Origin of the sequence: Vibrio sp. 1-2 (7-a), from assembly GCF_013048515.1 — a bacterium.
Classification (GTDB): Bacteria; Pseudomonadota; Gammaproteobacteria; order Enterobacterales; family Vibrionaceae; genus Vibrio; species Vibrio diabolicus.
The window spans coordinates 13,423-38,530 of sequence record NZ_VHSQ01000003.1 but is presented as its reverse complement, the minus strand read 5'-3'; the positions used below and the strand labels follow the sequence as shown (position 1 = coordinate 38,530).

The window sequence follows — 25,108 nt, the reverse complement described above, 5'->3', positions numbered from 1 at the left end:
TCGAGACGTTTGGATAAGAAATGTTCAGATAAAAAGCGCCAAAAGGCGCTTTTTCTTTTATTAAAAATAAAGTATGGTTTCCGCTTTTTAAAATGATAAGTGTTGAATAATTCTACAGTGGTTAGGTAAATGAATAAAATAACTAAACTCGCTTTGGCTTTGTCCGTATTGACATCTGTTGTTGGGTGTCAACTGGTGTCAAATACGCCGATGCAATCGACAGCAACGAAGGAAATAATTGAAAAAGCAAAGGCAGAGTTTGATGGACAACGTTTTTATAAGTTGAATGAATATGATCAAGAAATCAACGTTTCAGATGACGGGGTCATTACCTTCAAGTCTTACTTACCACGCAGCGGCGGCTATGAATGGGTACCAATTGTGATACGCGATACTAGTTTTCGTGTTTCTTGCGATTATTTCAGTGAATATGTTGAAGCTGGAATGGTTGTTCAGGTTCAGTTTGTAGGTAAACGCGGGCGCATTGAAAATTACGACAAGCAACGTTGTGAAGAGTTTGGTGAGCCAACATGGCAATAAGAGCTATAGATAATTAAAGCGCCGACAGGCGCTTTTTATTTACGCCTTAATTAACGTTAGAAGAGGTTTAGACCAATCTTCGGAAGATTAGGCAAGCAATGCGTAGTATCTGGTTAACGAAAAAATACGAAAGTTGCAACAATGTACGTGTCAGTAAAGTAGGAGCGATAAAGCCTCCGCGTACTGTACTCATCGTGTGTTACGTTAATTAGGAGTGTCTACCATGAAAAGCCAGAACGACAATCAAGCAAGTTACCAAGATGAACCTGATGAAGGTCGTCGCAATATGATGAAAATGACGGGTGCCAGCGTGGTTGCTATGGGAGTCGGATCGCTCTCAACGAGTTCTGTTCAAGCTGAGACGCAAATAAGTCTTGGTGACACTTGGGATAAAACATTTACGAAAAGTAACCAAGTTCAACATCGCAAAGTGAGTTTTAAAAACCGTTATGGCATCATGTTGGCAGCGGATCTTTATCGACCTAAAAATAAAAGTGGCAAGCTTGCGGCTATCGTCATTAGTGGTCCATTTGGCGCTGTGAAAGAGCAGTCTTCAGGGTTATATGCTCAAACATTAGCCGAGCGAGGCTTCATTACTTTAGCGTTTGATCCGTCGTATACCGGAGAGAGTGGTGGTGAACCAAGAAACGTTGCATCACCTGATATCAATACAGAGGACTTTAGCGCAGCTGTGGACTTTATTGGCCTACAGAAAGACGTTGATCGTCAGAAAATTGGTGTGATAGGCATATGTGGTTGGGGCGGCATGGCGTTAAACGCAGTTGCTGCAGATAAACGCGTCAAAGCAGTCGCAACCAGTACGATGTATGATATGACCCGTGTAATGTCTAAAGGCTATAACGACAGTACGACGTTTGAGCAGCGCACGCAAACGTTAGAGCAGCTAAGCCTGCAACGATGGGAAGATGCCGAAAATGGAACACCTACTTACGGGCCAGTATCGCTTGAGTTAGTTGGAGGTGAGCCCCAATTTGTTATTGAGTATGCAGCCTATTACAAGTCTCCTGAACGTGGCTTTCATCCACGAGCGATTAACTCAAATGCAGCATGGACACTCACAACGCCGCTGTCGTTTATGAATATGCCAATTCTGACCTACATTGAAGAGATATCTCCACGCCCAGTGTTGTTCATTCATGGCGAAAAGGCGCACTCTCGCTATTTCACTGAAACGGCGTATGAAGCGGCGGCAGAGCCTAAAGAATTGATGATCATTCCAAATGCGAATCATACGGATCTCTACGATCAATTGGATGTGATCCCATTTGATAAATTAGAGAGCTTCTTTAAGGTTAATTTAGTTTAGATCGCCCTCTAGAAGACAACTGAGGAGCGGTTACTATTGTGCTCCTCAGTTCCTATTGATTGAAAAATTCTCTAGATTCTCGGTGAACCATTACGGAGAGTATTTCATTATTATACTCACAAGTCGGTATGAACTTGTTTTGTAGAAAACGCTAATAAAATCGCTAAACAGCTACATGCTAATAGAACGACACCTAAGTTTTGTACTGTTCCAGCCATCGCTAATCCCGTCCCGATCATGATGTAGTACATGAGCCCAAATAAAGCACCTGCGCTACCTACCTGTTGTTTATAATCAACGAGTGCATCACTGAGTATGTTGGGTATCGCAATCCCATAAGACATGACGACTAACACCATTGGAGTAACAAACCAGATTGATTGGCTCAGAATCAACACACCGACTGCTCCCAAACTAAGCAATACTGCTGAGAGCCAAAGTAGTTGGCTTTTTCGAACATTTTTAGACACTAGGGATTTGTTTAAATAACTCCCAAGCAGAGTGCCTAACCCCAGTACCATGCCACTGTATCCAAATTGTTCGGAGCTATACCCAAGTGCTGAGAAAGTAAATGCGCCAAGCTGGTAATAAGAAAATAGAGCAATGTTATACAAAGCAACCAGTAATCCTGAGCGCCAAATTCGCGCGTCTCTTAGCATTTTCAAGCTAAGTTGATGCAACCGTACTGGTGTCTGTTCCTTCTGTGTTTCAGGAAGTTTAATAACGTTATAAGCGAGCAATACTAACGCGATTAAAAATAAAGCGAAAAACACATAACGGTATCCACCAAGCGCTGTAAGCTGCCCGCCTAATAGCATGCCAACTACCGGGCTGATTGATATACCCATCCCCATTAAGCTGAAGACTTTACTCAGTTCTTGACCATCAAATGCGTCACGAAGCATGGTCTGTGTGACAACGGAACCTACCGCGATACCAAATGCGCTCAGGGCTCGCGCAGCCATGACAACAGCAAAACTCTCGGTTTGAGTTGCGAGTAAAGACGCACAACTATAGATAAAGAGCCCAATAAGCATGGTAGGCCTTCTTCCCAGTTTATCTGCGAGCACTCCCCAAACTACAACGCCAATGGCAAACGCTAGGAAGTAAATCGACAGTGTTTGTGCTGCTTGTGCGTGGTTTACATCAAATGATAGAGCGATTGAGCTCAACGCTGGGCTATAGATGGTTTCTACAATTTGCGGAAACATCAACATAACCAGCATGAGCCATAAAGAGGGCTTAGTATTCATATTGTTACCCATTGTTAATGAAGTTGGCGGGCAGTATAAATGAGGCTATGATTGAGCCAATAACAACATAAAAACCAAATACATCAATATTCGGACAAAATGGCACTTATTGACGAAGAAACACAGTTTGACGCAGACAAAATTTCTAATTGTGTAGTGGGAATTGCTGCGGATATTGGCAAGCACGACTCGGGTATGCATCAGCACAAGAAAGGGCAATTGTTGTACGCACCTCAAGGTTGTATGAGTTTTGCTCTGGAAGACTCGATTTGTATTTTGCCACCGACAAAGGCGGTTTGGATCCCACCTAATACGCCGCATCGCGCACTAATGACGAATGTGGTGGCGTATCGATCTTTGTATTTTGATTGTGAGGAGTTTGCCTGTCCGAGTAAGATCACGATGATAGAAGTGAATAATTTACTCCAAGCTCTTATTGATAAAATGTCATTTTGGGAGTGGGATAAGCCTAGCAGCGAGATGGTAAATACGACGGCGCTTTTTTGGGAGGAGTTTTATGCTGCGAAACGTTATTCGTTTCAGTTGCCTTTGCCATCGCATCGGCGCTTAACAACGTTTCGTCGAGAGTTGGTTGAACCTTCATTTCTCGCTCCTTCGCTTACTACTCTTGCAAGCAAAGTTGGGGCAAGCACCAAGACGGTAACACGATTATTTAAGTCGGAAACGGGTATGAATTATCAAGATTGGCGTCAACAGTGGAGGCTCTTAAAAGCAGTTGAATTGTTATCTACGGGAATGCAAGTCAGCGCCGTTGCTGATTGGCTGGAGTTTTCGTCAGACAGTGCTTTTATTGCATTTTTCAAAAAGCAAACTGGGCAAACACCGCTAATGTTTATGAAAACTAGACCTTAAAACATCACGATGCTTACGTATTTCTTTAGTACAAATTTGGGCTCTATAGATTCCGTATATATTGGTTCACATAGGGAAATGCTATCGAGCACGTTACTTGTGTTTACTCGGCAGCTGACGAAAATATTGAGTAGCAAAGTCAATAAAGGCTCGGATGCGTTTTGGTTGATGTCGGTCGTGATGGTAAAGGAGTGAAAACTCCACACTCGGAATGCTCCAGTCGGTAAACACTTCTTTTAGCTTGCCTGTCTGGAGTTCTTGTTGGCAATAAAGTGCTGGTACACGGATGATACCATTTCCCGCCAACGCTGCTTTTATCATTACTCTGCCACTCTTACATCGTAACTGTCCACGTATCTGGTGTTCCGTTGACTGCTTTGTATTTGTGTTCTCGAATGCCCAGCGTGTCACACTACCTGTCAAACAAATGTGTTTTTCTAAGTCTTTTGGATGCGAAGGATAGCCATGTGTTTCTAAATAACTTGGGCTTGCGTACGTCCCCATTTCCACATCAATCAGTTTGCGAGCGATAAAGTTGGAGTCGTCTAACTTTCCCATTCGAAAAGCGATGTCGAATTCATCCGCGATTAAATCGACACGATGGCTGCTAAAATCTAAGTTAATGTTCACTTGTGGGTGTTGGATTAGAAACTGAGCAACGATATCTGCGACAACGTCTTCCCCTAAATACCCCCCCACGCAGTTGATACGAATTTCGCCTCTTAATTCTTCTACATCATCAACCACTGCCATAACAGCTTGATCAATATTGTGAAGGGCGGTTTCACACTGTTTATACAGAACCTTGCCTGCTTCGGTGAGCTTCAGTGTTCGAGTGGTTCTTTGTAGCAAAGTGGCACCAATCTGTTGTTCCAGATTTGTTATTTGACGTGAAACGTGTGAGCGAGAAACGCCAAGTTGCTCTGCTGCTTTCGTGAAGTTTCCTAGTTGAGCGATTAGGACGAAAGAGCGGATATCCGCAAGGTTGATGTGTGTTTGCATGATGACTTCTGCGTAATTCAAAAAAGTATTGTTGCAGTATAACAACAGTGTTTCAACTAGGTCGGTATATATCAACAAACTAAGTTTTCTTAAACTTATCGCCATTGAGGTAAACCGTTCTATTAAGGATTCAAAATGAAAAAGTTAATTGTTATTACAGGCGCTAGTTCAGGCATTGGTGAAGCGATTGCAAGTCATTTCAGCGAACAGGGCCATGCTCTTCTTTTGTTAGCAAGACGTGTAGAACGTTTAGAAGCATTAAACTTGCCAAATGCGCTTTGTGAAAAGGTAGATGTGATCGATAAAGCTTCTTTTGAAGCGGCAATTGAGAAAGCTGAAGCGTTGTATGGTCCGGTAGATGCACTTGTAAATAACGCAGGCGTTATGCTTCTAGGTCAGATAGATACTCAGGACGCATCGGAGTGGAAGCGCATGTTTGATGTGAACGTACTTGGCTTGCTAAATGGCATGCAGTCCGTTTTAGCACCGATGAAAGCGCGTAACAGTGGTACGATCATTAATATCAGCTCTATTGCGGGCAAGAAAACATTTCCTGATCATGCCGCTTACTGTGGTACCAAATTTGCGGTTCATGCGATTTCTGAAAACGTACGTGAAGAAGTCGCATCATCGAATGTTCGTGTTACGACTATTGCACCTGGCGCAGTGGAAACTGAATTACTTTCACATACTACGTCTCAAGATATTAAAGATGGCTATGATGCTTGGAAAGAGGATATGGGGGGCGTGTTGGCAGCCGACGATATTGCACGAGCAGTGCTGTTTGCTTATCAGCAACCGCAAGGTGTATGTGTTCGCGAAATTGCTTTGGCACCAACAAAACAGCAACCTTAACATTAATTTACAGCGACTTCTGGATCATTAGGGCTGTGAATATTTGCACACTGATTCGTGATTGATATGGCATCTTTCAACTAAGTCGTATGAAAATTTAGGTTACCCATTTAAGTCCGTAGCCTAAGTGTGTTATTGCTTATACCCAAGTTACTCAAGGTGAGAAAAAACTTTGAGTAATTTGGGTTTTTATTTGGTCTCAATTTTTAGTATGTAGCTCTATTGGGGTCAGCGGGCCACAGTCGTAAAGAAAAGGAGAAGGTGACGTAAAGCAAAATGAAGCAATATCCATAGCTTAATGAGAATTGATTTCATCAACGTCACAAGCCGTTACAATTATCCGTTAGGTATTATACTTTGTGGGTGGTTAATATTTAACCAAACAAGGAGGTGTGTATGAAACGATTCGCGAACATACTTTTTGCAACACAAGGATTGCCTGGTCATAGTGAGGCGCTCGAACAAGCGATGAGGATCGCATCCAGCAACAAAGTGCCTGTTTCAGGGCTAATTGCGTGCCCCGACTTCCCCGCGGATATGCTCCAGTATCAGCAAAGTTATGAGCAATCGCTACAAGACTCCCTCAAACAAAGCATTCAGGAATACAGACAGAAGCTCGATCTTTCTGAAGATGATCTGGCATTTCCTCTTACTGTGAAAAGCAGTGAAAAACCCGCTGTCTGTATCATTAAAGAAGCATTAGCTGACAACAAAGATCTTATCATCAAAGAAGCTGAACCACTCGGTGAAGGCGCTGAAGGCTTCAAAGCCATTGATATGACACTGTTACGCAAATGTCCTTGTCCATTATGGTTACACCGACCGATTGATAAGCCGAGAGACAAACGCCGTGTGGCTGTTGCGATAGATCCGTTAACGGCGAGCGATGAACAGCACTCATTAGCGGTGCGTTTACTTGAATTATCTCGTTCAATAGCCGACACCTGTGACAGTCGTTTACATGTGATTTCTTGCTGGGAATATTACTTAGAGAATTACCTACATGACAATGCTTGGATTCAAGTCGACGATGCTGAGTTGAAACATGAACTCGACAAAGCAAAAGCCGATCATAAACAAGCTCTACAACAACTGCTGGAAGAGTCGGGGATTACGGGTGAAATTGTGATTCATCATTTACACGGAAAGCCTGATGAAAAAATCCCGGATTACGTAGAAAGCATAGAAGTGGACGTTCTAGTCATGGGTACCTTAGCGAGAACTGGGATATCTGGCTACGTCATTGGTAATACGGCTGAAAACATTTTGCAATCTATAAACTGTAGTTTGGTCGCTCTTAAGCCCGATGGTTTTGTATCGCCGATTCAGTAATTGGTGTGTAACAAACCTGGGTTTAAGTGGTTGTTTTAGGTAAAGGAGGGAGACGGAGTTCTAGAACATGGAATTATCAGTGTATCAATAAGTTATCAGAGGAGAGTGACATGAAAAACCTATGCCCGAAATGCCACACAGAAATGATAGAACGTTCGAACGTTTATGTTTGTCCGAGAAATGATATCGGTGACTGCACCTACGATGCGTTCGAGTTAACTGATGACGATAATCCATACACATTCAGTAGAGAACACGTAAGTAGTGATCTACGTTCTTTCACCGTAGCGGACAGCAAGTAGCTGTTTGTATTAACGTTCCTTTAAGTAGCATTCAGTGATCGCTGTTTGCTACTTATCCCTTGGTTTTATGATCTTTTTTGAAATACTTGGGCTAAAACAATCAAGTGGAGCTTTTTATCTTTGCGCCAAATAGGGCGAACTTTCTTATAAAAATGAATGGGCTGCGATGTTGAATAGCATAACGGGTAAAGAAAACCTGCCGAAAAATCCCGATAATCAGTTGGTCTTACTGATTTTCCCTGTGCTGCCAATTTTAATCTTCTCTTTTCTTTTTTACATCTACACACCCGCAGGCGTAAGCTGGAATGCGGAATGGATACCAGGCCTCGATATTAACTTCAGCTTTAGGTTAGATGGTTTGTCGTTCCTTTTTGCCGGGCTGATCAGTGGGATTGGCGCACTGATCCAAATATACGCTTTGGCTTACTTACGAGAGAGTGATAGCCGATTTTCCTTTCATTTATACCTAACCCTATTCATGCTTGCCATGCTAGGGATTGTGATGAGCGATAACATCCTATTGTTGTTCGTTTTCTGGGAACTCACCACCATCACTTCTTACTTGCTGATTGGTTTTAATCACGAAAACAAAACGTCACGAAAAAATGCACTGCAGTCGTTGATCGTTACCGGTGCTGGTGGGCTAGCGTTGCTAGCTGGTCTTATCTTGCTGGGAGCAATGGCAGGGAGTTATGAGCTAAATACCATTATCGAGCAGGCAGACACTATTGCGCAGCATGAATGGTTTATCCCATCTCTCGTGCTCATACTACTTGGTGCATTTACTAAATCTGCGCAGTTCCCGTTTCATTTTTGGCTACCTAACGCGATGGCAGCGCCCACTCCAGTCAGTGCGTATTTACACTCGGCAACAATGGTAAAGGCGGGCATTTACTTGTTAGCGCGTTTATCGCCAGTTTATGCTCATAGCGAGGTTTGGTTTTATGCCTTAGTGATCACAGGGAGTATCACCGCCGTTTGGTGCACGTTTGTCGCATTAAAACAAACTGACTTGAAGCTGATGCTAGCCTACAGCACGAACGTGGCTTTGGGGAAACTAACATTATTGTTAGGTATGGGCACAGATTTGGCCGTGAGCGCAGTATTGATGTTTATTCTCGCTCACTCTTTCTATAAAGCAGCGCTGTTTATGGTGGTGGGCAATATCGACAAAGCGACAGGAACACGAGATATCGATCAACTGTACGGCTTGAAGTCAGTGCTCGTCATCAGCATGGTTGCGGGGAGTTTGGCTGCATTGTCTAAAGCGGGATTCCCGCCGTTGTTAGGCTTTTTGAGCAAAGAATACATGTACAAATCCGCAGTAGAGCTCAATAACTGGATCGCCTTTGTACTTTTAATGGTCAATATATTGATGGTTGCGCTAACCATTATGCTTATTGCGAGACCATTCTTTGCTCGCCGTGATCTCGTGCCAATTGAAACGAAGCCGATTGAGGCCAAAAAGGCTATGTGGGTTTCACCTTTGCTCTTGGCACTTGGCAGCCTCCTAGTCCCGTTATTCGGTTTAAATTGGTTAGATCACCACATCATCTTTCCGGGCTCTGCTGACATTCTGCCCACAGCAAATCTTAAAGAGACATCACTATGGCATGGCGTGAATGTACCGTTAGTGTTAAGCGTTATTACGCTAGCGTTGGGGTATGTGGTGTACCGTGTTTATCCTACTGTGTCTGCATTTTTTCAGCGGTTACATCTATTCGTCCCCAAAGCGGAGAATATTTTTGAACGACTATTAGATGGCATGATGACAGTGGCGAAGTGGCAAACGGCGCGGTTACAGCAAAAGAAATTGAGTCGCTATGTCCTATTATTTTTCACGGTACTTGCCGTTGCGTTACTGAGTCAGGTAGCGCTTATTCCTCTGCCTTTGGTTGGCGAACTTTCAAGTGTCACTTTCTATGAGATTGGTATTGCCTTATTGTTGATTGGTGCTGTGCTCGTATGTACGTTGTCCCACGCAAGACTTCTTGCGATTTCTGCGCTTGGTATGATTGGCTTCATGACCACGCTTGTTTTTATGATTTATAGCGCCCCGGACGTTGCGAAGACTTTACTGTTAGTGGAAACATTAATGGTGGTCTTTCTTGCATTGTTAATGCGTCATATGCCACGTCTAACCACTGTGCCCAAGCATTCAATAAAACGTAAAGTAGCGAATGTTTGTATAGCGGGCGTGATAGGTGTTTCGATTACTTTCCTCTTGTTAGGAATCACGTCCCAGCCGATGGATTCATCGGTGTCGGATTTCTTTGCGGAAAATAGTGTCCCAGGCGGGCATGGGCGCAATATTGTCAACGTCATTCTCGTCGACTTTCGTGCGTTTGATACATTGGGAGAGGTTGTCGTCGTTGTCATTGCTGGGATTGCAGCAGTGAGCTTGCTTAAGACAAGAGCGAAAAAGCAAAACCGTATTCAATCATTAATTTTTGCAACCACGGCACATATCGTCGCGGCGCTCATGCTCGTGTTCTCAGTGTATCTGTTATTACGTGGTCATAACGAACCGGGTGGTGGCTTCATTGGTGCATTGATTGCCGTTATTGGCTTATCGCTTCTCATGTTCGCGGAATCACCGAAATACGTTCGTTCTAGATTGTATTTCAAGCCGTTTTTCATTGCGTTATCTGGCATTGCATTGAGCTTGATATCAGGAGCTTTGAGCTTTGCGTTTGATAAACCGTTTTTAACCGGGTTGTGGTGGAAAGATGTGATACCACTGGGTACGCCGTTGGTTTTTGATGTTGGTGTTTATCTTGCCGTTATAGGTGGCGTGATGGGGATGCTGCTTCGTATTAATGAGGAGCTAGAGTGATGGAAATAGTCTGGAGTGTTGTCGTTGGAGTATTTGTCGCCGCAGGCGTTTACTTAATGCTGGAAAAGCATATCTTGCGTCTTTTGTTCGGTATCATGTTACTCAGCAGTGCGGTTAACCTTGCTATTTTTACAGCGGGAAGGCTGACTCCTGGAGAGCCGCCACTGATTGGCGATAATGCTCTTTTGCCACCAGATGGCGCGGCAAACCCATTACCTCAAGCACTGATTTTAACCGCGATAGTCATCGGTTTTGGGCTACTTATTTTTGCTTTAATGTTGTTCTATCGAGCTTATAAATATTCTGGAACCGCAGACGTCGATGAAATGCAACGTTCTGAGGAGGGTCAATGAGTTCGATTTTACTGACGTTACCTGTTGTTCTTTCATTGAGTACGGCGCTGACCATTTTCTTTGTACGTCGCTCAACAAAAAGTGCTGAGTGGTTAAGTGGCGCGAGTGCGATTTTGAACCTTGTTGTCGCAGGCTTTCTCACAGAAAACATCATAAGTAATGGTATTCAAGCCGTTGCTTTTGGCCAGTGGCAAGCACCGTTTGGTATCGTTTTTGTCGCAGATTACTTCAGCGTTGCCATGGTGATGATTACGGCGGTGATTGGTGCGATATGTGTTTTCTATGCCATGGCGGACCTTCACCGAAAACCTTCCTATAGCAATTACCATGCGTTGACGCACGTGTTGCTTGCTGGTGTTTATGGCGCGTTCCTCACCGGAGATATTTTTAATCTGTATGTTTGGTTCGAGGTCATGCTCATCGCGTCATTTGGTTTAATGGTATTAGATGCAACGAAAACTCAAATTGATGGGGCAGTGAAGTATGTGATGTTGAACCTGATTTCGACGCTAGTGTTCTTGCTTGCCATCGGTTTGTTGTATGGCGCAACGGGCACCTTGAACTTGGCCGATCTCTATACCAAAGCGGGAGAGAGCGAACTGAGCATCAACATGATGTTGTCCGCCTTGTTTTTGTTTGCCTTTTCTATCAAAGCGGCACTATTTCCTTTATTTGCTTGGTTGCCAGCTTCTTATCACACTTTACCAAGTGGTGTGGTTGCGCTGTTTGCTGCGTTGCTTACTAAAGTCGGCGTATACGCGTTAATACGAGTCTTCACATTAGTATTTCCGCTCGCCGAGAGTGGTTGGCAGCCGACGTTGATTTGGATTGCTGGCCTCACCATGTTAACGGGCGTTTTGGGGGCGGCAAGTCAATTCGATATTAAGAAAATTCTTTCTTTTCACATCATTAGCCAAATAGGTTACATGATAATGGGGTTGGCGATTTACACTCCCTTAGCTTTGGCTGGTGCCATTTTCTACATTGTCCATCACATCATTGTAAAAGCGAATTTGTTCTTAATCGGTGGCTTTATTGAGCGCAAATATGGCTCTAGTCAACTTGAACATTTGGGCGGGGTATATAAAGCAATGCCTTGGTTAGCGTTCTTGTTTCTTGTCCCTGCGTTTTCTCTGGCAGGATTTCCGCCGCTCTCTGGTTTCTGGGGCAAATTTTTGGTGATCAAATCGAGTTTACAGGCTGAATATTACTGGTTAGCCGGTACCGCGCTGTTGGTGGGGCTGCTTACCGTCTACTCGATGACGAAAATTTGGAGTGAGGCATTCTGGAAAAAGCCGGTTAGGGAGAGAACAGAACAGACTCTGCAAGTCAAAGTACATTGGTTGTATTGCGTTCCAATTGCCGTATTGACCATGTTCACGTTGATCATAGGCTTGGTGGCGGAGCCTTTTTATCAGTTTTCTGTTCAAGCTGCTGAACAACTGTTAAATCCGAATGAATACATTCGAGCGGTATTGGGAGGAAATCTATGATCTATCTATTCCTCAATCTTTTCTTAGCATTAGCATGGATGATGTTAAACGGCAGCTATTCGAGTTTGAATTTTATTGTCGGGTTTACGGTCGGTTTTTTTGCCTTACGGTTGAGCCAACCATTTGGATTAAAAACCAGCTACTTTCGACGTTTTGCGTCGGCATTAAAGTTACTGGTGTACTTCGCTTATGAAATGATCATATCGGTTGCAAGAGTCGTGTGGGATGTCGTGACGCCAACGCATTTGAGCCAGCCAGATATCGTCTATGTCCCTTTGGACGTCGATTCCGACCTTGAAATCACCTTACTTGCGAATATGGTTTCGTTAACCCCGGGCACACTCAGTTTGGACGTTACGCCTGATAAAAAGCATCTTATCGTTCATGCCATGTTTGCACCTGAGCATGAAGAAGTTATCCGTGGAATTAAAAACGGATTAGAGCATCGAATTTTGGAGGTGACGCGTGGATAGTTGGCTGCAAATAAGTGTCACTTTTGCCTATGCAGGGCTATTACTCAGTTTTGTTATGGCTTTCTTCCGTTTAATTTTAGGACCAACGCTGGCTGACCGAGTTGTGGCGTTAGATTTGATTTCATTTATCACCATCGGTTTTATTACGGTTTACACCTTAGACAGTGGTGAGGATGCCTTGTTAGATATCGCCATTACATTAGGTTTGGTCGCATTTCTTGGCACAATCGCATTTGCGCGTTTGATTGTTAAAAGGAAGGAGAAAGAATAATGGATGTGCTGATTGGGCTGTTTTTATGTTTAGGGACGTTATTGATCCTAAGCGCTAGTTTAGGTGTGTTGCGGTTGCCAGATCTATATACCCGAATGCATGCTGCAACCAAAGCCGGTACCGTCGGAGTTAGTTGTTTACTACTAGCGGTTGCCCTATCAATTCCTGAAGTCACAGTGATCTCCCGAGTTATCGGTACGATGTTGTTTATCGTTCTCACGGCACCAGTCGCCTCCCACCTGCTCGGAAGAGCAATGCGAGAGGTCGGCTACAAAATTTGGCGTAATGATTAAGTTTTTTCTTGTTTAACCAATTGTCACTATTAATTAAGCTGACTAATTTCTTCCAGCACTTCTGGGTTAGCAATAGCACCAATGTTTTTTACAGCTTGTCCGTTAACCAATTGTTTCACGGCTAGTTCAACCAGTTTGCCTGATCGCGTTTTAGGAATATCACTGATAGCAAAAATTTGGCGTGGCACATGGCGTGGTGAACATTTTGATTTTAGTGTTTGGCGAATTGAATCGGTGAGTTGTTGGGTTAACTCGACCTCGTGAGCGAGTTTTACTAGTAACCAGATTTCTTCAGACTGCTGGTTTAACTTGCCGACGGCGATGGAGTCCTCGACCTCGGGTAACGCGTTCACTTGCTGATAGATCTCAGCGGTGCCGATTCGTACGCCGCCTGGATTCAATGTCGCATCGCTACGGCCATAAAAAATAAAGCCGCCATGTTCGGTTTGCATCACATCGTCGCCGTGGTGCCAGATATCAGTAAACTTGCTCCAATAAGCGTTGTGATAGCGTTCGCCGTTGTCGTGCCAAAACCCAATAGGGAAGTTAGGTAGTGAGTTATTGCAAGTCAGTTCGCCGCGTTGCTGTGTAATGGTTTTTCCCTCGTCGTCCAAAACACGCACGTCGATTCCCAGCCCTGCGCCTTGGCATTCACCTTTGTAAACTGGTGAGATAGGGTTTCCAAGTACAAAGCACCCGCAAATATCCGTGCCGCCAGCGATAGAAGCGAGATGCAAGTCCTGCTTGATGTGCTGATAGACATAATTAAATTGTTCTGGGTAAAGCACCGAACCAGTTGAGCACAGAGTTTTGAGTGACTTCAGGTCATGTTCTGACTTGGGAGAGTAGCTCGCATGCTCCAGTGCCTCTAAGTATTTCGCTGAAGTACCAAACAGCGACACGCTATGTTCTTCTGCTAATCGCCATAAGACGGAGTGATCAGGGTAAACCGGACTACCGTCGTAAATCACTAAGGTTGCACCACTCGCAAGAGCGGAAACATGCCAGTTCCACATCATCCAACCACATGTTGTGTAGTAGAAAACCTTGTCTTGTGGTTTGATATCGCAATGTAGTTGGTGTTCTTTGAGGTGATTGAGCAGGGTTCCGCCCACGGAATGGACAATACACTTAGGTTGCCCCGTTGTGCCAGAAGAATACAAAATGAATAACGGGTCATTAAACAGTGTTGATTGATATTGAACTGGTTTTGGAGAAAAGTGGTGAGTAATATCAGACCAATACACAAAGTCAGAAGTGCTAGCATTCTTAGCATTTTGTAAATATTCGATTTGGCATACGCTAATAGTAGCGTCTTCGGAGGTACTGCTTAACTTACTACTAAGAGTGGTGTTTTTGTCCGTCATATCGAAAGCTTTGCCTCCGAACTGGTAGCCATCACAGCAAAAAAGAACTTTCGGTTTGACCTGACCAAAACGCTCTACGACGCTATCGATACCAAAATCAGGAGAGGTTGAAGTCCAAATGGCGCCAAGGCTGGTAGTAGCCAACATGGCTATAACGGTTTCTGGAAGGTAGGGCAAATAACCCGCAACGACATCGCCTTTGCCAACACCACAAGTGATTAGCCATTGCTGAATGACAGACACTTGTTCGAGCAAATGTGTACCAGTGAGCTGCTTGTGTTCACCGCGTTCATTAGTAAAAACGATAAACTCACGTTCAGGTGTTTGTTCGGCCTGAGATAGGAGGTTCTCTGCGTAGTTAAGCGTGGCGTCAGCAAACCATACGGTGTCCCTATTGACATGGCTCTGAGTAGAATCTGTATGTGTCCACTTGGGAGCACCAAGGCTTTTGACTTGCGAGCCAATATTTCCAATGACGTTACAGAAATGCCAGGTATGTCGCCAAAATTCGTCATTGTGGTCAATGGACCACTGGTGTAGAGACGTGTAATTATTGATTGAGATATCTTCGGTTTGGTGCGCATTAACCGTCTCGATAAATCGTAGCAAGTTGCTATTGCTGATGCGCTCAGCAGATGGTGACCAAATAGGTGCAGAATTTTGCATAGGTCCCTCTAATTTCAATTCTTTTTGAATATGACCAAAACAAAATAAAGGGGCGAACATAGCAGTGTTCGCCCCTTATCTGATTGTTTAAAGTTGTTCGGCAAGCTGAGGTAGTACCTCAAATAAATCACCAACCAATCCATAGTCGGCAACTTCAAAGATAGGAGATTCAGGATCTTTGTTGATCGCGACAATCACTTTGGACTCTTTCATTCCTGCAAGGTGTTGGATGGCTCCAGAGATCCCGACCGCAATATAAAGCTTAGGTGCAACGATTTTACCGGTTTGACCCACTTGTAAATCGTTGGCTACAAACCCAGCATCAACCGCCGCGCGAGAAGCGCCAATTGCAGCCCCCAGTTTATCGGCGACTTGTTCGATCAATGCGAAGTTCTCTTTGCTACCGACTCCGCGTCCACCTGACACAACCACCTCTGCCGCGCTTAATTCAGGACGCTCTGACACGGTTTTATCGACAGAAACCAATTCAACCAATGGAGTTGAGATGGTGACTTGCTGATGCTCGATATCAGCTTGGTTGTGACAAGTAACCGGCTCAAACGCAGACGCGCGCACGGTGATGACGCGAACCTTGTCGCTGGTGGTCACTTTGGCAAATGCGTTTCCTGCGTAAATAGGGCGGATAAAAGTGTTTTCATCTATAACTTGGACAATATCAGAAATTTGCCCAACGCCGAACTTCGCTGCTACTCGCGGTACAAGATCTTTCCCTTTTGATGATGAGCTAGCCCAGATTGCGTCAAAACCTTCAGCAACACTCACTACAATAGGTGCGATACTCTCGGCAAATTGATGCTTAAGTTGCTCATCATCGACACAAATTACGTTTGATATACCATCAACGCGACAAGCTTGCTGAGCGACTTCTTCACACTGGTGGCCCACTACGATCAAAACATTGTCTTGGCTGACTTGTTTTGCTGCATTAACCACTTTGAGTGTGTCCGCATGTAATTGGTTATTGTCATGTTCTGCTATGATTAAGTTCTTCATGAAATCACCTTCGCTTCGTTACGCAGCTTATCGAGAAGCTCTGAGACAGATTCAACCTTGATGCCACCTTTTCTTTGCGCTGGCGGTGTGACTTCTTGAATGGTTTGGCTAAATACCACTTCAACACCCAGACTGTCAGGTGTGATTGTATCTAACGGCTTGCGCTTGGCTTTCATTATATTAGGCAAAGAGGCAAAACGCGGTTCATTCAGGCGTAAGTCAGTACTGATCACAGCAGGTAAGTTCATCGCAACCGTCATCAAGCCGCCATCCACTTCTCTCACGACCTGAACTTTTTGATCTTCTATCTTAACGTCGGAAGCGAAAGTTGCTTGAGGCCAGTCAAGTAGGGCTGCCAGCATCTGAGCCACTTGGTTGTTGTCAGTATCAATGGATTGTTTACCCGTAATCACAAGCTGTGCTTGTTCTTGCTCAACCAGAGCTTTGAGCAGCTTAGCGACGACTAATGGCTCTATTTTGTCTTCAGTATCGACATGAATAGCGCGATCGGCACCTAACGCAAGCGCAGTACGTAGTTGCTCCTGACATTGGCTACCGCCAGCACTGACAACGATGACTTCATCTGCAATACCTTGCTCTTTTAGTCGTACGGCTTCTTCAACGGCTATTTCGCAAAATGGATTAATCGTCATCTTGACGTTATTGGTTTCAACATCGCTATGGTCCGCTTTCACGCGAACTTTAATGTAGGGATCAATGACCCTTTTGATTGGCACTAGTATTTTCACGTTAGATTCCTTTTTACAGTGAAGACTATGTGTTTACAGTGAAGACGATGTGATGACGTCTTTAAAATGATGTTAATTTACCTTTACGTTTGCGTCAACTTTAAATATATTGTTGCTTAACAAGTTGGCAACATGCAAAGAAAAAGGAATGCAATCATGGAAAGAGACTGCATGGAATTTGATGTTCTGATTGTAGGCGCTGGTCCCGCAGGTTTGTCTGCGGCATGCCGAATCAAACAATTAGCAGCAGAAAAAGAACAAGACCTCTCTGTTTGCGTGGTAGAAAAAGGCTCTGAAGTTGGAGCGCATATTTTATCGGGTGCGGTGTTTGAAACGCGAAGTTTGGATGAACTGTTTCCCGACTGGGAAGAGAAGGGCGCTCCACTCAATACCAAAGTAAACGAAGATAAAACCTACTATCTAGGCAATGAAATTAATGGTCATGAGCTGCCTTCTTGGGCTGTGCCTAACACGTTACATAACGACAGTAATTACATTATCAGCTTGGGCAATCTATGCCGATGGATGGCGTTGCAGGCCGAGAACTTAGGGGTGGAGATCTACCCAGGCTTTACCGCCAGCCAAGCCATCATTGATGAAGACAACCGTGTTTGTGGCGTTATCACGGGCGATATGGGGTTAGATAAAAATGGCGAACAAAAAGCCAATTTCGAACCTGGTATTGAACTGCGAGCGAAGTTTACCCTGTTTGCAGAAGGCGCGCGGGGTCATATTGGTAAGCAATTGATTAACCGATTTAATCTTGCTGAAGAGAAAACGCCTCAACATTACGCTATCGGTTTTAAAGAGCTGTGGGAAATCCCATCAGAGCAGCATCAGCAAGGTTTAGTAGTGCACGGATTAGGTTGGCCGTTATCAAACGAAGCCACAGGTGGCAGTTACCTCTACCATTTAGAGGGAAACCAAGTTGCCGTTGGGTTGATTGTTGACTTGAATTATAAGAATCCGCACTTGAGTCCATTCGATGAGTTTCAACGTTTTAAACATCACCCGTTGATTGAGCAATACCTCAAAAATGGTAAACGCATTAGTTATGGCGCAAGAGCGATCACCAAGGGCGGTTTCCATTCGCTTCCCACGCAACAGTTTGCTGGTGGTTTGTTGATTGGCTGTGATGCAGGAACGCTTAACGGCGCTAAAATTAAAGGCGCGCACACCGCAATGAAATCAGGCATGCTTGCCGCCGAAGCAGTATGTGAAGCCCTTGAGAGTCAGTCAGTTACTGCTGATTATCAAAAGCTCTTCAAACAGTCTTGGCTGTATGAAGAGCTTTATCAAGCACGTAACTTCTCAAGTGGCATTCACCGCTTTGGATCGTGGCTGGGCGGTGGCTTAGCGCTGCTGGAACATAACGTGTTAAAAGGTAAAGCTAAGTGGCATATCCGCTGTGATAAGCCCGATCATCAGTCTCTGTTATTGGCGGAAAACAGCAATGAAATTGTCTATCCGAAGCCTGATGGCGTGTTAAGTTTCGATCGCCTCTCTTCTGTTTATCTATCCAATATCTTCCATGAGGAAGATCAGCCGTGCCACTTACGTTTGGCGAACCAGCGGATTCCCATCGAGCAGAATCTTGAATTATATGCAGAGCCAGCACAGCGCTATTGCCCGGCTGGCGTTTATGAAATCGTACAGGGGGATCAGCAGCCAGAACTACAAATAAATGCGGCGAACTGTATCCACTGTAAGACCTGCGACATCAAAGATCCAAGTCAAAATATTACCTGGACACCGCCGGAAGGTGGTGGTGGCCCTAACTATCCGAATATGTAGTCGTCTGAGAATAATTTTTATTAACAATTTATTTACTTAAAGTTTGCGTTAGTTCAAATCTTTCTCGATGAACTCGATTGCAACTTAATCTTTCAAGCACTATTCTGATTTTAAATTGACGTTTACGTAAACTGAATACAAAGTTGATGCATAGGTGTAAAAGCGGTTACCAGTATCAAAGTTAGGTTTGATCAAATAGTGCTCAATGGAACGCACTTAAATAACGAAAGGGAGATCAACTATGGTATCGGAATCGCCTCTGTTGCAGGTAAACGATATTTCATTGGCTTTTGGTGGGGTGAAAGCTCTAACTGACGTGAGCTTCCATGTGAATGAAAAGGAAATCTTTTCAATCATTGGTCCAAACGGTGCAGGTAAAACCTCAATGCTCAATTGCATCTCTGGTCGATACACACCAAACAAAGGCTCTGTAATCTTCGCTGGAGATGATGTAACCAAACGAACACCTAGCCAACGAGCTGAGTTAGGGTTGGGAAGGACCTTCCAGAACTTAGCACTCTTTTCTCATATGTCGGTACTCGACAACATTATGGTTGGTCGACATCACCTACTGAAAAACAACTTCGTCACAGGACCACTTTACTGGTTCTCTAACGCGCAGAAAGAAGAAATGGCGCACCGTAAATACGTAGAAGACGTAATCGATTTTCTTGAAATTCAGCACATTCGCAAAGCCACCGCTGGCACACTTTCTTACGGTTTACGTAAACGTGTAGAGCTTGCTCGTGCCATTGCCTTAAAACCTAAGTTACTGCTGCTTGATGAACCAATGGCAGGCATGAACTTGGAAGAAAAGGAAGACATGGCGCGTTACATCATGGATTTAAACGAAGAGTTAGACATCACCATCATCATGATCGAGCACGATATGGGCGTGGTGATGGATATCTCTAACCGCGTATTGGTGTTGGATTTTGGTAAACACATTGCGATGGGCGAGCCAGAAGAAGTGATGGCCAACCCACATGTGAAACAAGCGTACTTAGGCGAAGAGCTACCGACATTAGAGGAGAGTGCATAATGGCACAGCAACATAATGATTGGGCAGATATAACCCGCTTAGATACCTTTCCAAAAGTGTTGCAGCACAATGCCAAGCACTGGCCCGAGCAAGTCGCAATGCGTGAAAAGGAGTTTGGTATTTGGCGAGAGTTCACTTGGAAGGATTATGAAAACCGCGTCAAGTGGATGGCACTGGCACTACAAGATTTGGGTATTGGTGAGCAAGATGTCGTTGGTTTGCTAGGTGATAACCGCCCTGAATGGGTATGGGGCGAGTTAGCGGCACATGCGATCAAAGGTTTCTCGCTGGGCATCTATCAAGATTCTATGCACGAAGAGGTGGCGTACCTTATCAACTATGCAAAAGCAAAAGTCGTGATTGCCGAAGATGAAGAGCAATGCGACAAGCTGCTTGAGCTTGGTGATGAAATTCCTAGCGTTGAATACATTATTTACTGCGATCCTCGTGGAATGCGTAAATACGATGATCCAAGATTGATTGATGTTGAACAGGTCTACAAAAAAGGTCAGCTGATTGATAAAGCGGATCCCGATAAATATCTCAATATGGTTGTTGAAACCAAAGGCAGCGATCTTTCAATTCTTTGTACAACGTCGGGTACGACTTCTAAACCAAAATTGGCTCAGCTACACAGTGGCACGTTCTTGGATCACTGTGCGGCTTACTTGCGTGCAGACCCTCGTTCCCCAGGCGACAACTACGTTTCTGTTCTGCCTTTGCCTTGGATTATGGAGCAGGTTTACGTGGTTGGTCAGGCGTTGATTTCTCGTCAAATCGTTAACTTTGTGGAAGAACAAGAAACCATGATGTCCGACTTGCGTGAAATCGGTCCAAACTTTGTGCTGTTAGCGCCACGTGTGTGGGAAAACATTGTGGCAGACGTGTCTGCACGAATGATGGATTCGACACCGTTTAAGCAAAAGATGTACAAACTGGGCATGAGCTTAGCCAACAAAGCGTTAGAGCAGGGCAAACGTTCTAAACTCGCCGAATGGATTCTTTTGCGTGCTTTGCGAGACCGTTTAGGCTTTTCGAACCTAACATCTGCTGCAACGGGCGGCGCGGCGATGGGGCCTGACACTTTCCGTTACCTACAAGCTATTGGTGTGCCACTTAAGCAGCTTTATGGTCAGACCGAAATGTGTGGCGCATACACTGTGCACCAAGCGGACGATGTGGATTACGATTCCGTTGGTGTTGCGTTCGATAATGCAGATGTGAAAGTCATCAACCCGGACAGCAATGGCGTTGGTGAAATCATCGCTAAAAGTACAGGCATGTTTACTGGCTACTTAAACAACCAAGCAGCATATGATGAAGATGTTCAAGATGGTTGGATGCACACAGGCGATGCGGGCTATTTTAAAGACTCCGGTCACTTGGTGGTGATTGATCGTCTGAAAGATATGTCGGAAACCAGCCATGGCGACCGCTACTCTCCGCAGTTCATTGAAAACAAACTCAAGTTCTCGCCGTTTATTGCAGAAGCCGTGGTGGTAGGTAAAGGTCGACCTTGGCTGTCTGCCATCATCTGTATTCGCTATGCGATCGTCGCGAAGTGGGCAGAGCAACGCGGCTTGGCATTTACCAACTACACCAACTTATCTGCTCAACCAGAAGTGTACCAAGCGATTCGTGAAGAAGTTCAAAAAGTGAACGAATCCCTACCGGATGCACAGAAGATCAGCAAATTCATTCTACTTTACAAAGAGCTGGATGCCGACGATGGAGAGCTAACTCGCACACGTAAAGTACGCCGTGGTGTGGTTGCAGAGAAATACGGAGACATCATCGAAACCATCTACAGCGACGATCCAAAAGTCGATGTCGATACAGTGATCACTTATCAAGATGGCACTAAAACACGCATTCAAACATCGCTAGTTATTGAAACGCTTATTGAGCATGAGCCAACACTAGTGGATAGCGAACAACGGAGGATCGCATAGTGAATACGGATTTATTACTGCAACTCGTCATTAATGGCGTGATCGTTGGCATGTTGTATGGCGTTGTCGCCATGTGCTTTGTATTGATTTACAAATCGACTCAGGTGGTCAATTTTGCTCAGGGTGAGTTCTTGTTGATTGGCGCGTGGGTATGTTGGGCGGCATTGGTGCACCTACAGTTACCGTTTTTTATTGGCTTTTTACTCACGCTCGCGTTCATGATGATTTTTGGTATCGCCGTGCAAACCATTGTGCTCAGACCGTTGATTGGTGAACCGATTATCTCTGTGATCATGGTGACCATTGGTCTATCGATGTTTTTCCAAGCGCTGATGAAGTGGATATTCGGTGTCTCTGCTGTGTCGTACCCGCAAGTGTTCGAAACCAACGTGGTGAATATCGGAGGTTTGAATGTTGAGTTTGCTTACATTCTGAGCTTGATCTTCTCAATGCTCATCATGGGCGCGTTCTACTGGTTCTTCAAATTCAGCAAAATGGGTCTGGCAATGCGCGCAACGGCATTCAACCAGCAAGTAGCCCAGAGTCTTGGCATTTCCATCAAGAAAGTGTTCGCCATCAGTTGGGCCATTTCGGCAATGGTATCTGCAACAGCAGGGATTGTTATCGGTATCGTTAACGGCGTATCTGACGCGCTATCCATTATTGGTATCAAAGTTTTCCCAGCCGTTATTTTAGGTGGCTTAGATTCGGTGGTCGGCGCAATTGTCGGTGGTATTACCATCGGGGTGCTAGAAAACTTGGCTGAGTTTTTTGATAGCCAATACCTGCAAGTGGGTAACCTGTACAACATCGCACCATTCTATGTGCTGTTAATCATTCTTGCCTTCAAGCCATATGGCCTGTTTGGTACCAAAGATATTGAGCGTATTTAAGGAGAAATAACATGGCTCAACTTAGCATGCGCCCATGTGGGGATTTTCGAACCACATACAAAAGTGATACGCCAATTTTTGAAACCAAAACCATCAGAAGCCTTGCGATTGCTGGTGTTATCGCCATGCTGGCAGCACCGCTGGTCTTGGATATTTACTTCCTCAACCTGTTTATTCAGATTGCATACCTCGGTATCGCGGCATTGGGCTTAAACATTCTGGTTGGTTTTACAGGACAAATCTCGCTAGGTCACGGTGCGTTCTTTGGCTTTGGCGCCTTTGCATCGGCTTGGCTAAATAACCAGTTCAACATTCCAGTCGTGTTTGCGATTCCGCTTGCGGGTTACTTAACCATGATTGTCGGGATGCTCTTTGGTCTGCCAGCTGCGCGAATTAAAGGCTTATACCTCGCGATTGCGACTTTGGCTGCGCAGTTTATTTTAGAGGACTTCTTTGCTCGCGCAGACTGGTTCAGTGGCGGCTCATATGGTGCTGGTGCAAACCCTATCAATCTGTTTGGCTTTGAGTTTACGACCGATGAAAGCTTCTTCTACATTGCTCTGTTTGCGTTGATCTTTATGTACATGTGGGCATCGAACTTGATCCGTTCTCGTGATGGTCGCGCGTTTGTCTCGGTACGAGATCACTACCTGTCGGCAGAAATCATGGGCATCAACCTAACCAAATATCGTCTGCTCTCATTTGGTGTGTGCGCATTCTATGCGGGCATCGGGGGCGCACTCTACGGACATTATCTAGGTTTTGTATCAGCAGAAGGTTTCACCATCATGATGTCTATCCAGTTCTTGGCAATGATCATCATTGGTGGCTTGGGTTCCGTCAAAGGCACATTGATGGGCACGATATTTATCGTATTACTGCCAGAAGTGTTGGAGTTTGGCGTGACGGGGTTGGCTGCGTTTAGCAATAACACTTCGTTCGTTGATGGGCTTGCTTACTTCAAAGAAATGGCGATCGGCTTGGTCATCATGCTGTTCCTTATTTTCGAACCTCAAGGGTTATCGCATCGCTGGCAACAGATTAGAGCATATTGGAAACACTATCCGTTCTCATATTAACGTGGAATTAAGTGGAATATACCTCAATAACAAGGACAACGAGTTATGAACAAAGGACATTTAGCGACAACGTTGGTGCTATCTTCGGCACTGTTTACTACCGCCACTTGGGCAAAAGACTCTGTATTTGTCGGGCAATTGGTCGACTTTTCTGGACCAACAGCCTACGTGAGTAAGCCTTATGGTTCTGGTGTGCGAGACGCATTACGCTGGATCAACCAAAACGGTGGCATTAATGGTACTGAGCTCGAATTTGAAACGGTAGACATGGCGTATAAAGTGCCAGTAGCCATTTCCAACTACAAACGTTGGGTGGCGCGTAAAGACATGGTTGCGCTACAAGGTTGGGGCACGGCAGATACCGAAGCACTCATCTCGTTTGTGACCAAAGACAAAGTGCCAGTGTTCTCTGCCTCTTATTCAGGTCACTTAACGGACCCAACCGGCAAGAACCCAAAAACCGCGAAACCAGCGCCTTATAACTTCTTCTATGGTGCGTCGTACTCAGATGCGTGTCGTGCACTAGTGAAGTGGGCGAAAGAAGATTGGGAATCAAAGGGCAACCAAGGTGCGCCGAAATTTACCCATATTGGCGATAACCACCCATTCCCGAATGCGCCAAAAGAAGCGTGTGCAGAATATGCTGAAGAGCTTGGTTTTGAGGTGCAAAACCCAGTCGTTGTGTCACTAAAACCAGGGGACTTCAAAGCACAATGTCTGTCACTCAAAGAGTCTGGCACCAACTACGGTTACATTGCCAATATCGGTAGCTCGGTAATCTCACTCGTGAAGTCTTGTAATACGGTTGGTACAGAGTTCCAGTACATGGCGAACATTTGGGGCGGTGACAAACCAGTACTTGAAGCGGCGGGCGATGGCCTTAAAGATTACGTTTTTCCTGGCATGACGGCGTTTTGGGGAGACGATAACGAAGGCATGAAACTGGTTCGTGAGATTTCTAAGCAGTCTGAATCAGAGCCTGGCGAGTTTAGAACTCACCACTACATTCGCGGCATTTGTTCTGCGTTCTACATGAAAGAAGCGATGGAGTGGGCGAAAGACAACGGTGGCATCACGGGTGAAAACATCAAGAAGGGCATGTATGTCCATGACAACTGGGTCCCACAAGGCTTAGAAGGTGTTTGTGTACCTGCGAACTGGAAGCCGGAAGATCACCGTGGCACAACAACCGTGAACGTGTTTATGGGTAACAACAACGGCGGCGCAGTCGATATTAAGAAAGTGTCCCAAGTGACATTGTCACGTCGTGACGATTGGCTAGGTTACTAATCTACGACTTATTAATAACAAAGCTTACTGAAAATAAGGATGGGTGAGAGAACACTCTC

At 44.8% G+C, this 25,108-nt stretch carries 23 protein-coding genes; 18 read left to right on the top strand and 5 right to left on the bottom strand.

What is annotated here, in order from left to right:
• Positions 1-129: 129 nt before the first annotated feature.
• Together FKN08_RS10470 and FKN08_RS10465 are read left to right on the top strand one after the other, a co-directional pair.
• A complete protein-coding gene (locus tag FKN08_RS10470; RefSeq protein ID WP_053807869.1) occupies positions 130-540 on the top strand; it encodes a hypothetical protein in 411 nt (136 codons plus the stop codon).
• A 223-nt stretch (positions 541-763) separates the two neighbouring features.
• Positions 764-1,867 carry an alpha/beta hydrolase gene (locus FKN08_RS10465; protein ID WP_170892067.1) on the top strand — a complete coding sequence of 368 codons (1,104 nt, stop codon included), beginning with the start codon at positions 764-766 and terminating at the stop codon, positions 1,865-1,867.
• Positions 1,868-1,983: 116 nt separating this feature from the next.
• Here FKN08_RS10465 and FKN08_RS10460 read toward each other — a convergent pair whose 3' ends face one another.
• Positions 1,984-3,120, bottom strand: coding sequence for a multidrug effflux MFS transporter (locus FKN08_RS10460; protein ID WP_170892066.1), 1,137 nt, complete (start codon positions 3,118-3,120; stop codon positions 1,984-1,986).
• Between the two features lie 99 nt (positions 3,121-3,219).
• On the opposite strand from FKN08_RS10460, the gene FKN08_RS10455 reads away from it, so the two are divergent.
• The gene (locus FKN08_RS10455; RefSeq protein ID WP_074190524.1) at positions 3,220-3,993 is read left to right on the top strand and encodes a helix-turn-helix transcriptional regulator; all 774 of its coding nucleotides are present in this window, start codon (positions 3,220-3,222) and stop codon (positions 3,991-3,993) included.
• A 93-nt stretch (positions 3,994-4,086) separates the two neighbouring features.
• Here FKN08_RS10455 and FKN08_RS10450 read toward each other — a convergent pair whose 3' ends face one another.
• On the bottom strand, positions 4,087-4,995 hold the full coding sequence (locus FKN08_RS10450) for a LysR family transcriptional regulator (RefSeq protein WP_031780274.1): 909 nt from the start codon (positions 4,993-4,995) through the stop codon (positions 4,087-4,089).
• Between the two features lie 135 nt (positions 4,996-5,130).
• Between FKN08_RS10450 and FKN08_RS10445 the strand changes: the two genes are divergently transcribed.
• From FKN08_RS10445 to mnhG, 9 genes are all read left to right on the top strand, one after another.
• On the top strand, positions 5,131-5,850 hold the full coding sequence (locus FKN08_RS10445) for an SDR family oxidoreductase (protein WP_170892065.1): 720 nt from the start codon (positions 5,131-5,133) through the stop codon (positions 5,848-5,850).
• A 396-nt stretch (positions 5,851-6,246) separates the two neighbouring features.
• Positions 6,247-7,182, top strand: a complete 936-nt coding sequence (locus FKN08_RS10440) for a universal stress protein (protein WP_046875927.1) — start codon at positions 6,247-6,249, stop codon at positions 7,180-7,182.
• 110 nt (positions 7,183-7,292) lie between these two features.
• Positions 7,293-7,484, top strand: a complete 192-nt coding sequence (locus FKN08_RS10435; RefSeq protein WP_170892064.1) for a hypothetical protein — start codon at positions 7,293-7,295, stop codon at positions 7,482-7,484.
• 166 nt (positions 7,485-7,650) lie between these two features.
• Complete coding sequence (gene mbhE, locus FKN08_RS10430; protein WP_170892063.1) at positions 7,651-10,320, top strand: hydrogen gas-evolving membrane-bound hydrogenase subunit E; 2,670 nt, start codon at positions 7,651-7,653, stop codon at positions 10,318-10,320.
• Positions 10,320-10,673, top strand: coding sequence for a Na+/H+ antiporter subunit C (locus FKN08_RS10425; protein WP_170892062.1), 354 nt, complete (start codon positions 10,320-10,322; stop codon positions 10,671-10,673). Before mbhE ends, FKN08_RS10425 begins: the two co-directional genes overlap by 1 nt.
• Positions 10,670-12,166 (top strand): Na+/H+ antiporter subunit D, encoded by a 1,497-nt coding sequence (locus FKN08_RS10420; RefSeq protein WP_170892061.1) that lies wholly within the window; start codon positions 10,670-10,672, stop codon positions 12,164-12,166. Before FKN08_RS10425 ends, FKN08_RS10420 begins: the two co-directional genes overlap by 4 nt.
• Positions 12,163-12,639, top strand: a complete 477-nt coding sequence (locus tag FKN08_RS10415) for a Na+/H+ antiporter subunit E (protein WP_005392607.1) — start codon at positions 12,163-12,165, stop codon at positions 12,637-12,639. Before FKN08_RS10420 ends, FKN08_RS10415 begins: the two co-directional genes overlap by 4 nt.
• Positions 12,632-12,910, top strand: a complete 279-nt coding sequence (locus FKN08_RS10410; protein ID WP_005392606.1) for a cation:proton antiporter — start codon at positions 12,632-12,634, stop codon at positions 12,908-12,910. Before FKN08_RS10415 ends, FKN08_RS10410 begins: the two co-directional genes overlap by 8 nt.
• The gene (gene mnhG, locus FKN08_RS10405; protein ID WP_054867462.1) at positions 12,910-13,203 is read left to right on the top strand and encodes a monovalent cation/H(+) antiporter subunit G; all 294 of its coding nucleotides are present in this window, start codon (positions 12,910-12,912) and stop codon (positions 13,201-13,203) included. Before FKN08_RS10410 ends, mnhG begins: the two co-directional genes overlap by 1 nt.
• Before the next feature lie 29 nt (positions 13,204-13,232).
• Here mnhG and FKN08_RS10400 read toward each other — a convergent pair whose 3' ends face one another.
• From FKN08_RS10400 to FKN08_RS10390, 3 genes are all read right to left on the bottom strand, one after another.
• Positions 13,233-15,236, bottom strand: a complete 2,004-nt coding sequence (locus FKN08_RS10400; RefSeq protein WP_170892060.1) for an acetoacetate--CoA ligase — start codon at positions 15,234-15,236, stop codon at positions 13,233-13,235.
• Between the two features lie 87 nt (positions 15,237-15,323).
• Positions 15,324-16,250 (bottom strand): FAD-binding protein, encoded by a 927-nt coding sequence (locus FKN08_RS10395; RefSeq protein ID WP_145472809.1) that lies wholly within the window; start codon positions 16,248-16,250, stop codon positions 15,324-15,326.
• Positions 16,247-16,999, bottom strand: a complete 753-nt coding sequence (locus FKN08_RS10390) for an electron transfer flavoprotein subunit beta/FixA family protein (RefSeq protein ID WP_048624911.1) — start codon at positions 16,997-16,999, stop codon at positions 16,247-16,249. Before FKN08_RS10390 ends, FKN08_RS10395 begins: the two co-directional genes overlap by 4 nt.
• A 156-nt stretch (positions 17,000-17,155) precedes the next feature.
• Between FKN08_RS10390 and FKN08_RS10385 the strand changes: the two genes are divergently transcribed.
• The 6 genes from FKN08_RS10385 to FKN08_RS10360 all read left to right on the top strand — a co-directional run bounded on the left by FKN08_RS10385 (position 17,156) and on the right by FKN08_RS10360 (position 25,049).
• A complete protein-coding gene (locus FKN08_RS10385; RefSeq protein WP_170892059.1) occupies positions 17,156-18,793 on the top strand; it encodes an electron transfer flavoprotein-ubiquinone oxidoreductase in 1,638 nt (545 codons plus the stop codon).
• 241 nt (positions 18,794-19,034) lie between these two features.
• The gene (locus FKN08_RS10380) at positions 19,035-19,835 is read left to right on the top strand and encodes an ABC transporter ATP-binding protein (RefSeq protein WP_005392600.1); all 801 of its coding nucleotides are present in this window, start codon (positions 19,035-19,037) and stop codon (positions 19,833-19,835) included.
• On the top strand, positions 19,835-21,787 hold the full coding sequence (locus FKN08_RS10375; protein ID WP_170892058.1) for a long-chain fatty acid--CoA ligase: 1,953 nt from the start codon (positions 19,835-19,837) through the stop codon (positions 21,785-21,787). Before FKN08_RS10380 ends, FKN08_RS10375 begins: the two co-directional genes overlap by 1 nt.
• Entirely contained in the window at positions 21,787-22,680 is an 894-nt protein-coding gene (locus FKN08_RS10370) for a branched-chain amino acid ABC transporter permease (RefSeq protein ID WP_005373295.1), read from the top strand. Before FKN08_RS10375 ends, FKN08_RS10370 begins: the two co-directional genes overlap by 1 nt.
• An 11-nt stretch (positions 22,681-22,691) precedes the next feature.
• Complete coding sequence (locus tag FKN08_RS10365; RefSeq protein WP_006741060.1) at positions 22,692-23,759, top strand: branched-chain amino acid ABC transporter permease; 1,068 nt, start codon at positions 22,692-22,694, stop codon at positions 23,757-23,759.
• A gap of 45 nt (positions 23,760-23,804) precedes the next feature.
• Complete coding sequence (locus tag FKN08_RS10360; protein ID WP_006741059.1) at positions 23,805-25,049, top strand: ABC transporter substrate-binding protein; 1,245 nt, start codon at positions 23,805-23,807, stop codon at positions 25,047-25,049.
• The last annotated feature ends 59 nt before the right edge of the window (positions 25,050-25,108 follow it).

What these genes read in the sequence shown, in the direction of transcription:
- FKN08_RS10435 (WP_170892064.1), top strand. Translation starts at nt 7,293, where the DNA reads ATGAAAAACCTATGCCCGAAATGCCACACAGAAATGATAGAACGTTCG.
- mnhG (WP_054867462.1), top strand. Translation starts at nt 12,910, where the DNA reads ATGGATGTGCTGATTGGGCTGTTTTTATGTTTAGGGACGTTATTGATC.
- FKN08_RS10375 (WP_170892058.1), top strand. Translation starts at nt 19,835, where the DNA reads ATGGCACAGCAACATAATGATTGGGCAGATATAACCCGCTTAGATACC.
- FKN08_RS10445 (WP_170892065.1), top strand. Translation starts at nt 5,131, where the DNA reads ATGAAAAAGTTAATTGTTATTACAGGCGCTAGTTCAGGCATTGGTGAA.
- FKN08_RS10455 (WP_074190524.1), top strand. Translation starts at nt 3,220, where the DNA reads ATGGCACTTATTGACGAAGAAACACAGTTTGACGCAGACAAAATTTCT.
- FKN08_RS10400 (WP_170892060.1), bottom strand. Translation starts at nt 15,236, where the DNA reads ATGCAAAATTCTGCACCTATTTGGTCACCATCTGCTGAGCGCATCAGC.
- FKN08_RS10395 (WP_145472809.1), bottom strand. Translation starts at nt 16,250, where the DNA reads ATGAAGAACTTAATCATAGCAGAACATGACAATAACCAATTACATGCG.
- FKN08_RS10470 (WP_053807869.1), top strand. Translation starts at nt 130, where the DNA reads ATGAATAAAATAACTAAACTCGCTTTGGCTTTGTCCGTATTGACATCT.
- FKN08_RS10440 (WP_046875927.1), top strand. Translation starts at nt 6,247, where the DNA reads ATGAAACGATTCGCGAACATACTTTTTGCAACACAAGGATTGCCTGGT.
- FKN08_RS10385 (WP_170892059.1), top strand. Translation starts at nt 17,156, where the DNA reads ATGGAAAGAGACTGCATGGAATTTGATGTTCTGATTGTAGGCGCTGGT.
- FKN08_RS10450 (WP_031780274.1), bottom strand. Translation starts at nt 4,995, where the DNA reads ATGCAAACACACATCAACCTTGCGGATATCCGCTCTTTCGTCCTAATC.
- FKN08_RS10360 (WP_006741059.1), top strand. Translation starts at nt 23,805, where the DNA reads ATGAACAAAGGACATTTAGCGACAACGTTGGTGCTATCTTCGGCACTG.
- FKN08_RS10460 (WP_170892066.1), bottom strand. Translation starts at nt 3,120, where the DNA reads ATGAATACTAAGCCCTCTTTATGGCTCATGCTGGTTATGTTGATGTTT.
- FKN08_RS10365 (WP_006741060.1), top strand. Translation starts at nt 22,692, where the DNA reads ATGGCTCAACTTAGCATGCGCCCATGTGGGGATTTTCGAACCACATAC.
- FKN08_RS10425 (WP_170892062.1), top strand. Translation starts at nt 10,320, where the DNA reads ATGGAAATAGTCTGGAGTGTTGTCGTTGGAGTATTTGTCGCCGCAGGC.
- FKN08_RS10380 (WP_005392600.1), top strand. Translation starts at nt 19,035, where the DNA reads ATGGTATCGGAATCGCCTCTGTTGCAGGTAAACGATATTTCATTGGCT.
- FKN08_RS10465 (WP_170892067.1), top strand. Translation starts at nt 764, where the DNA reads ATGAAAAGCCAGAACGACAATCAAGCAAGTTACCAAGATGAACCTGAT.
- FKN08_RS10415 (WP_005392607.1), top strand. Translation starts at nt 12,163, where the DNA reads ATGATCTATCTATTCCTCAATCTTTTCTTAGCATTAGCATGGATGATG.
- mbhE (WP_170892063.1), top strand. Translation starts at nt 7,651, where the DNA reads ATGTTGAATAGCATAACGGGTAAAGAAAACCTGCCGAAAAATCCCGAT.
- FKN08_RS10420 (WP_170892061.1), top strand. Translation starts at nt 10,670, where the DNA reads ATGAGTTCGATTTTACTGACGTTACCTGTTGTTCTTTCATTGAGTACG.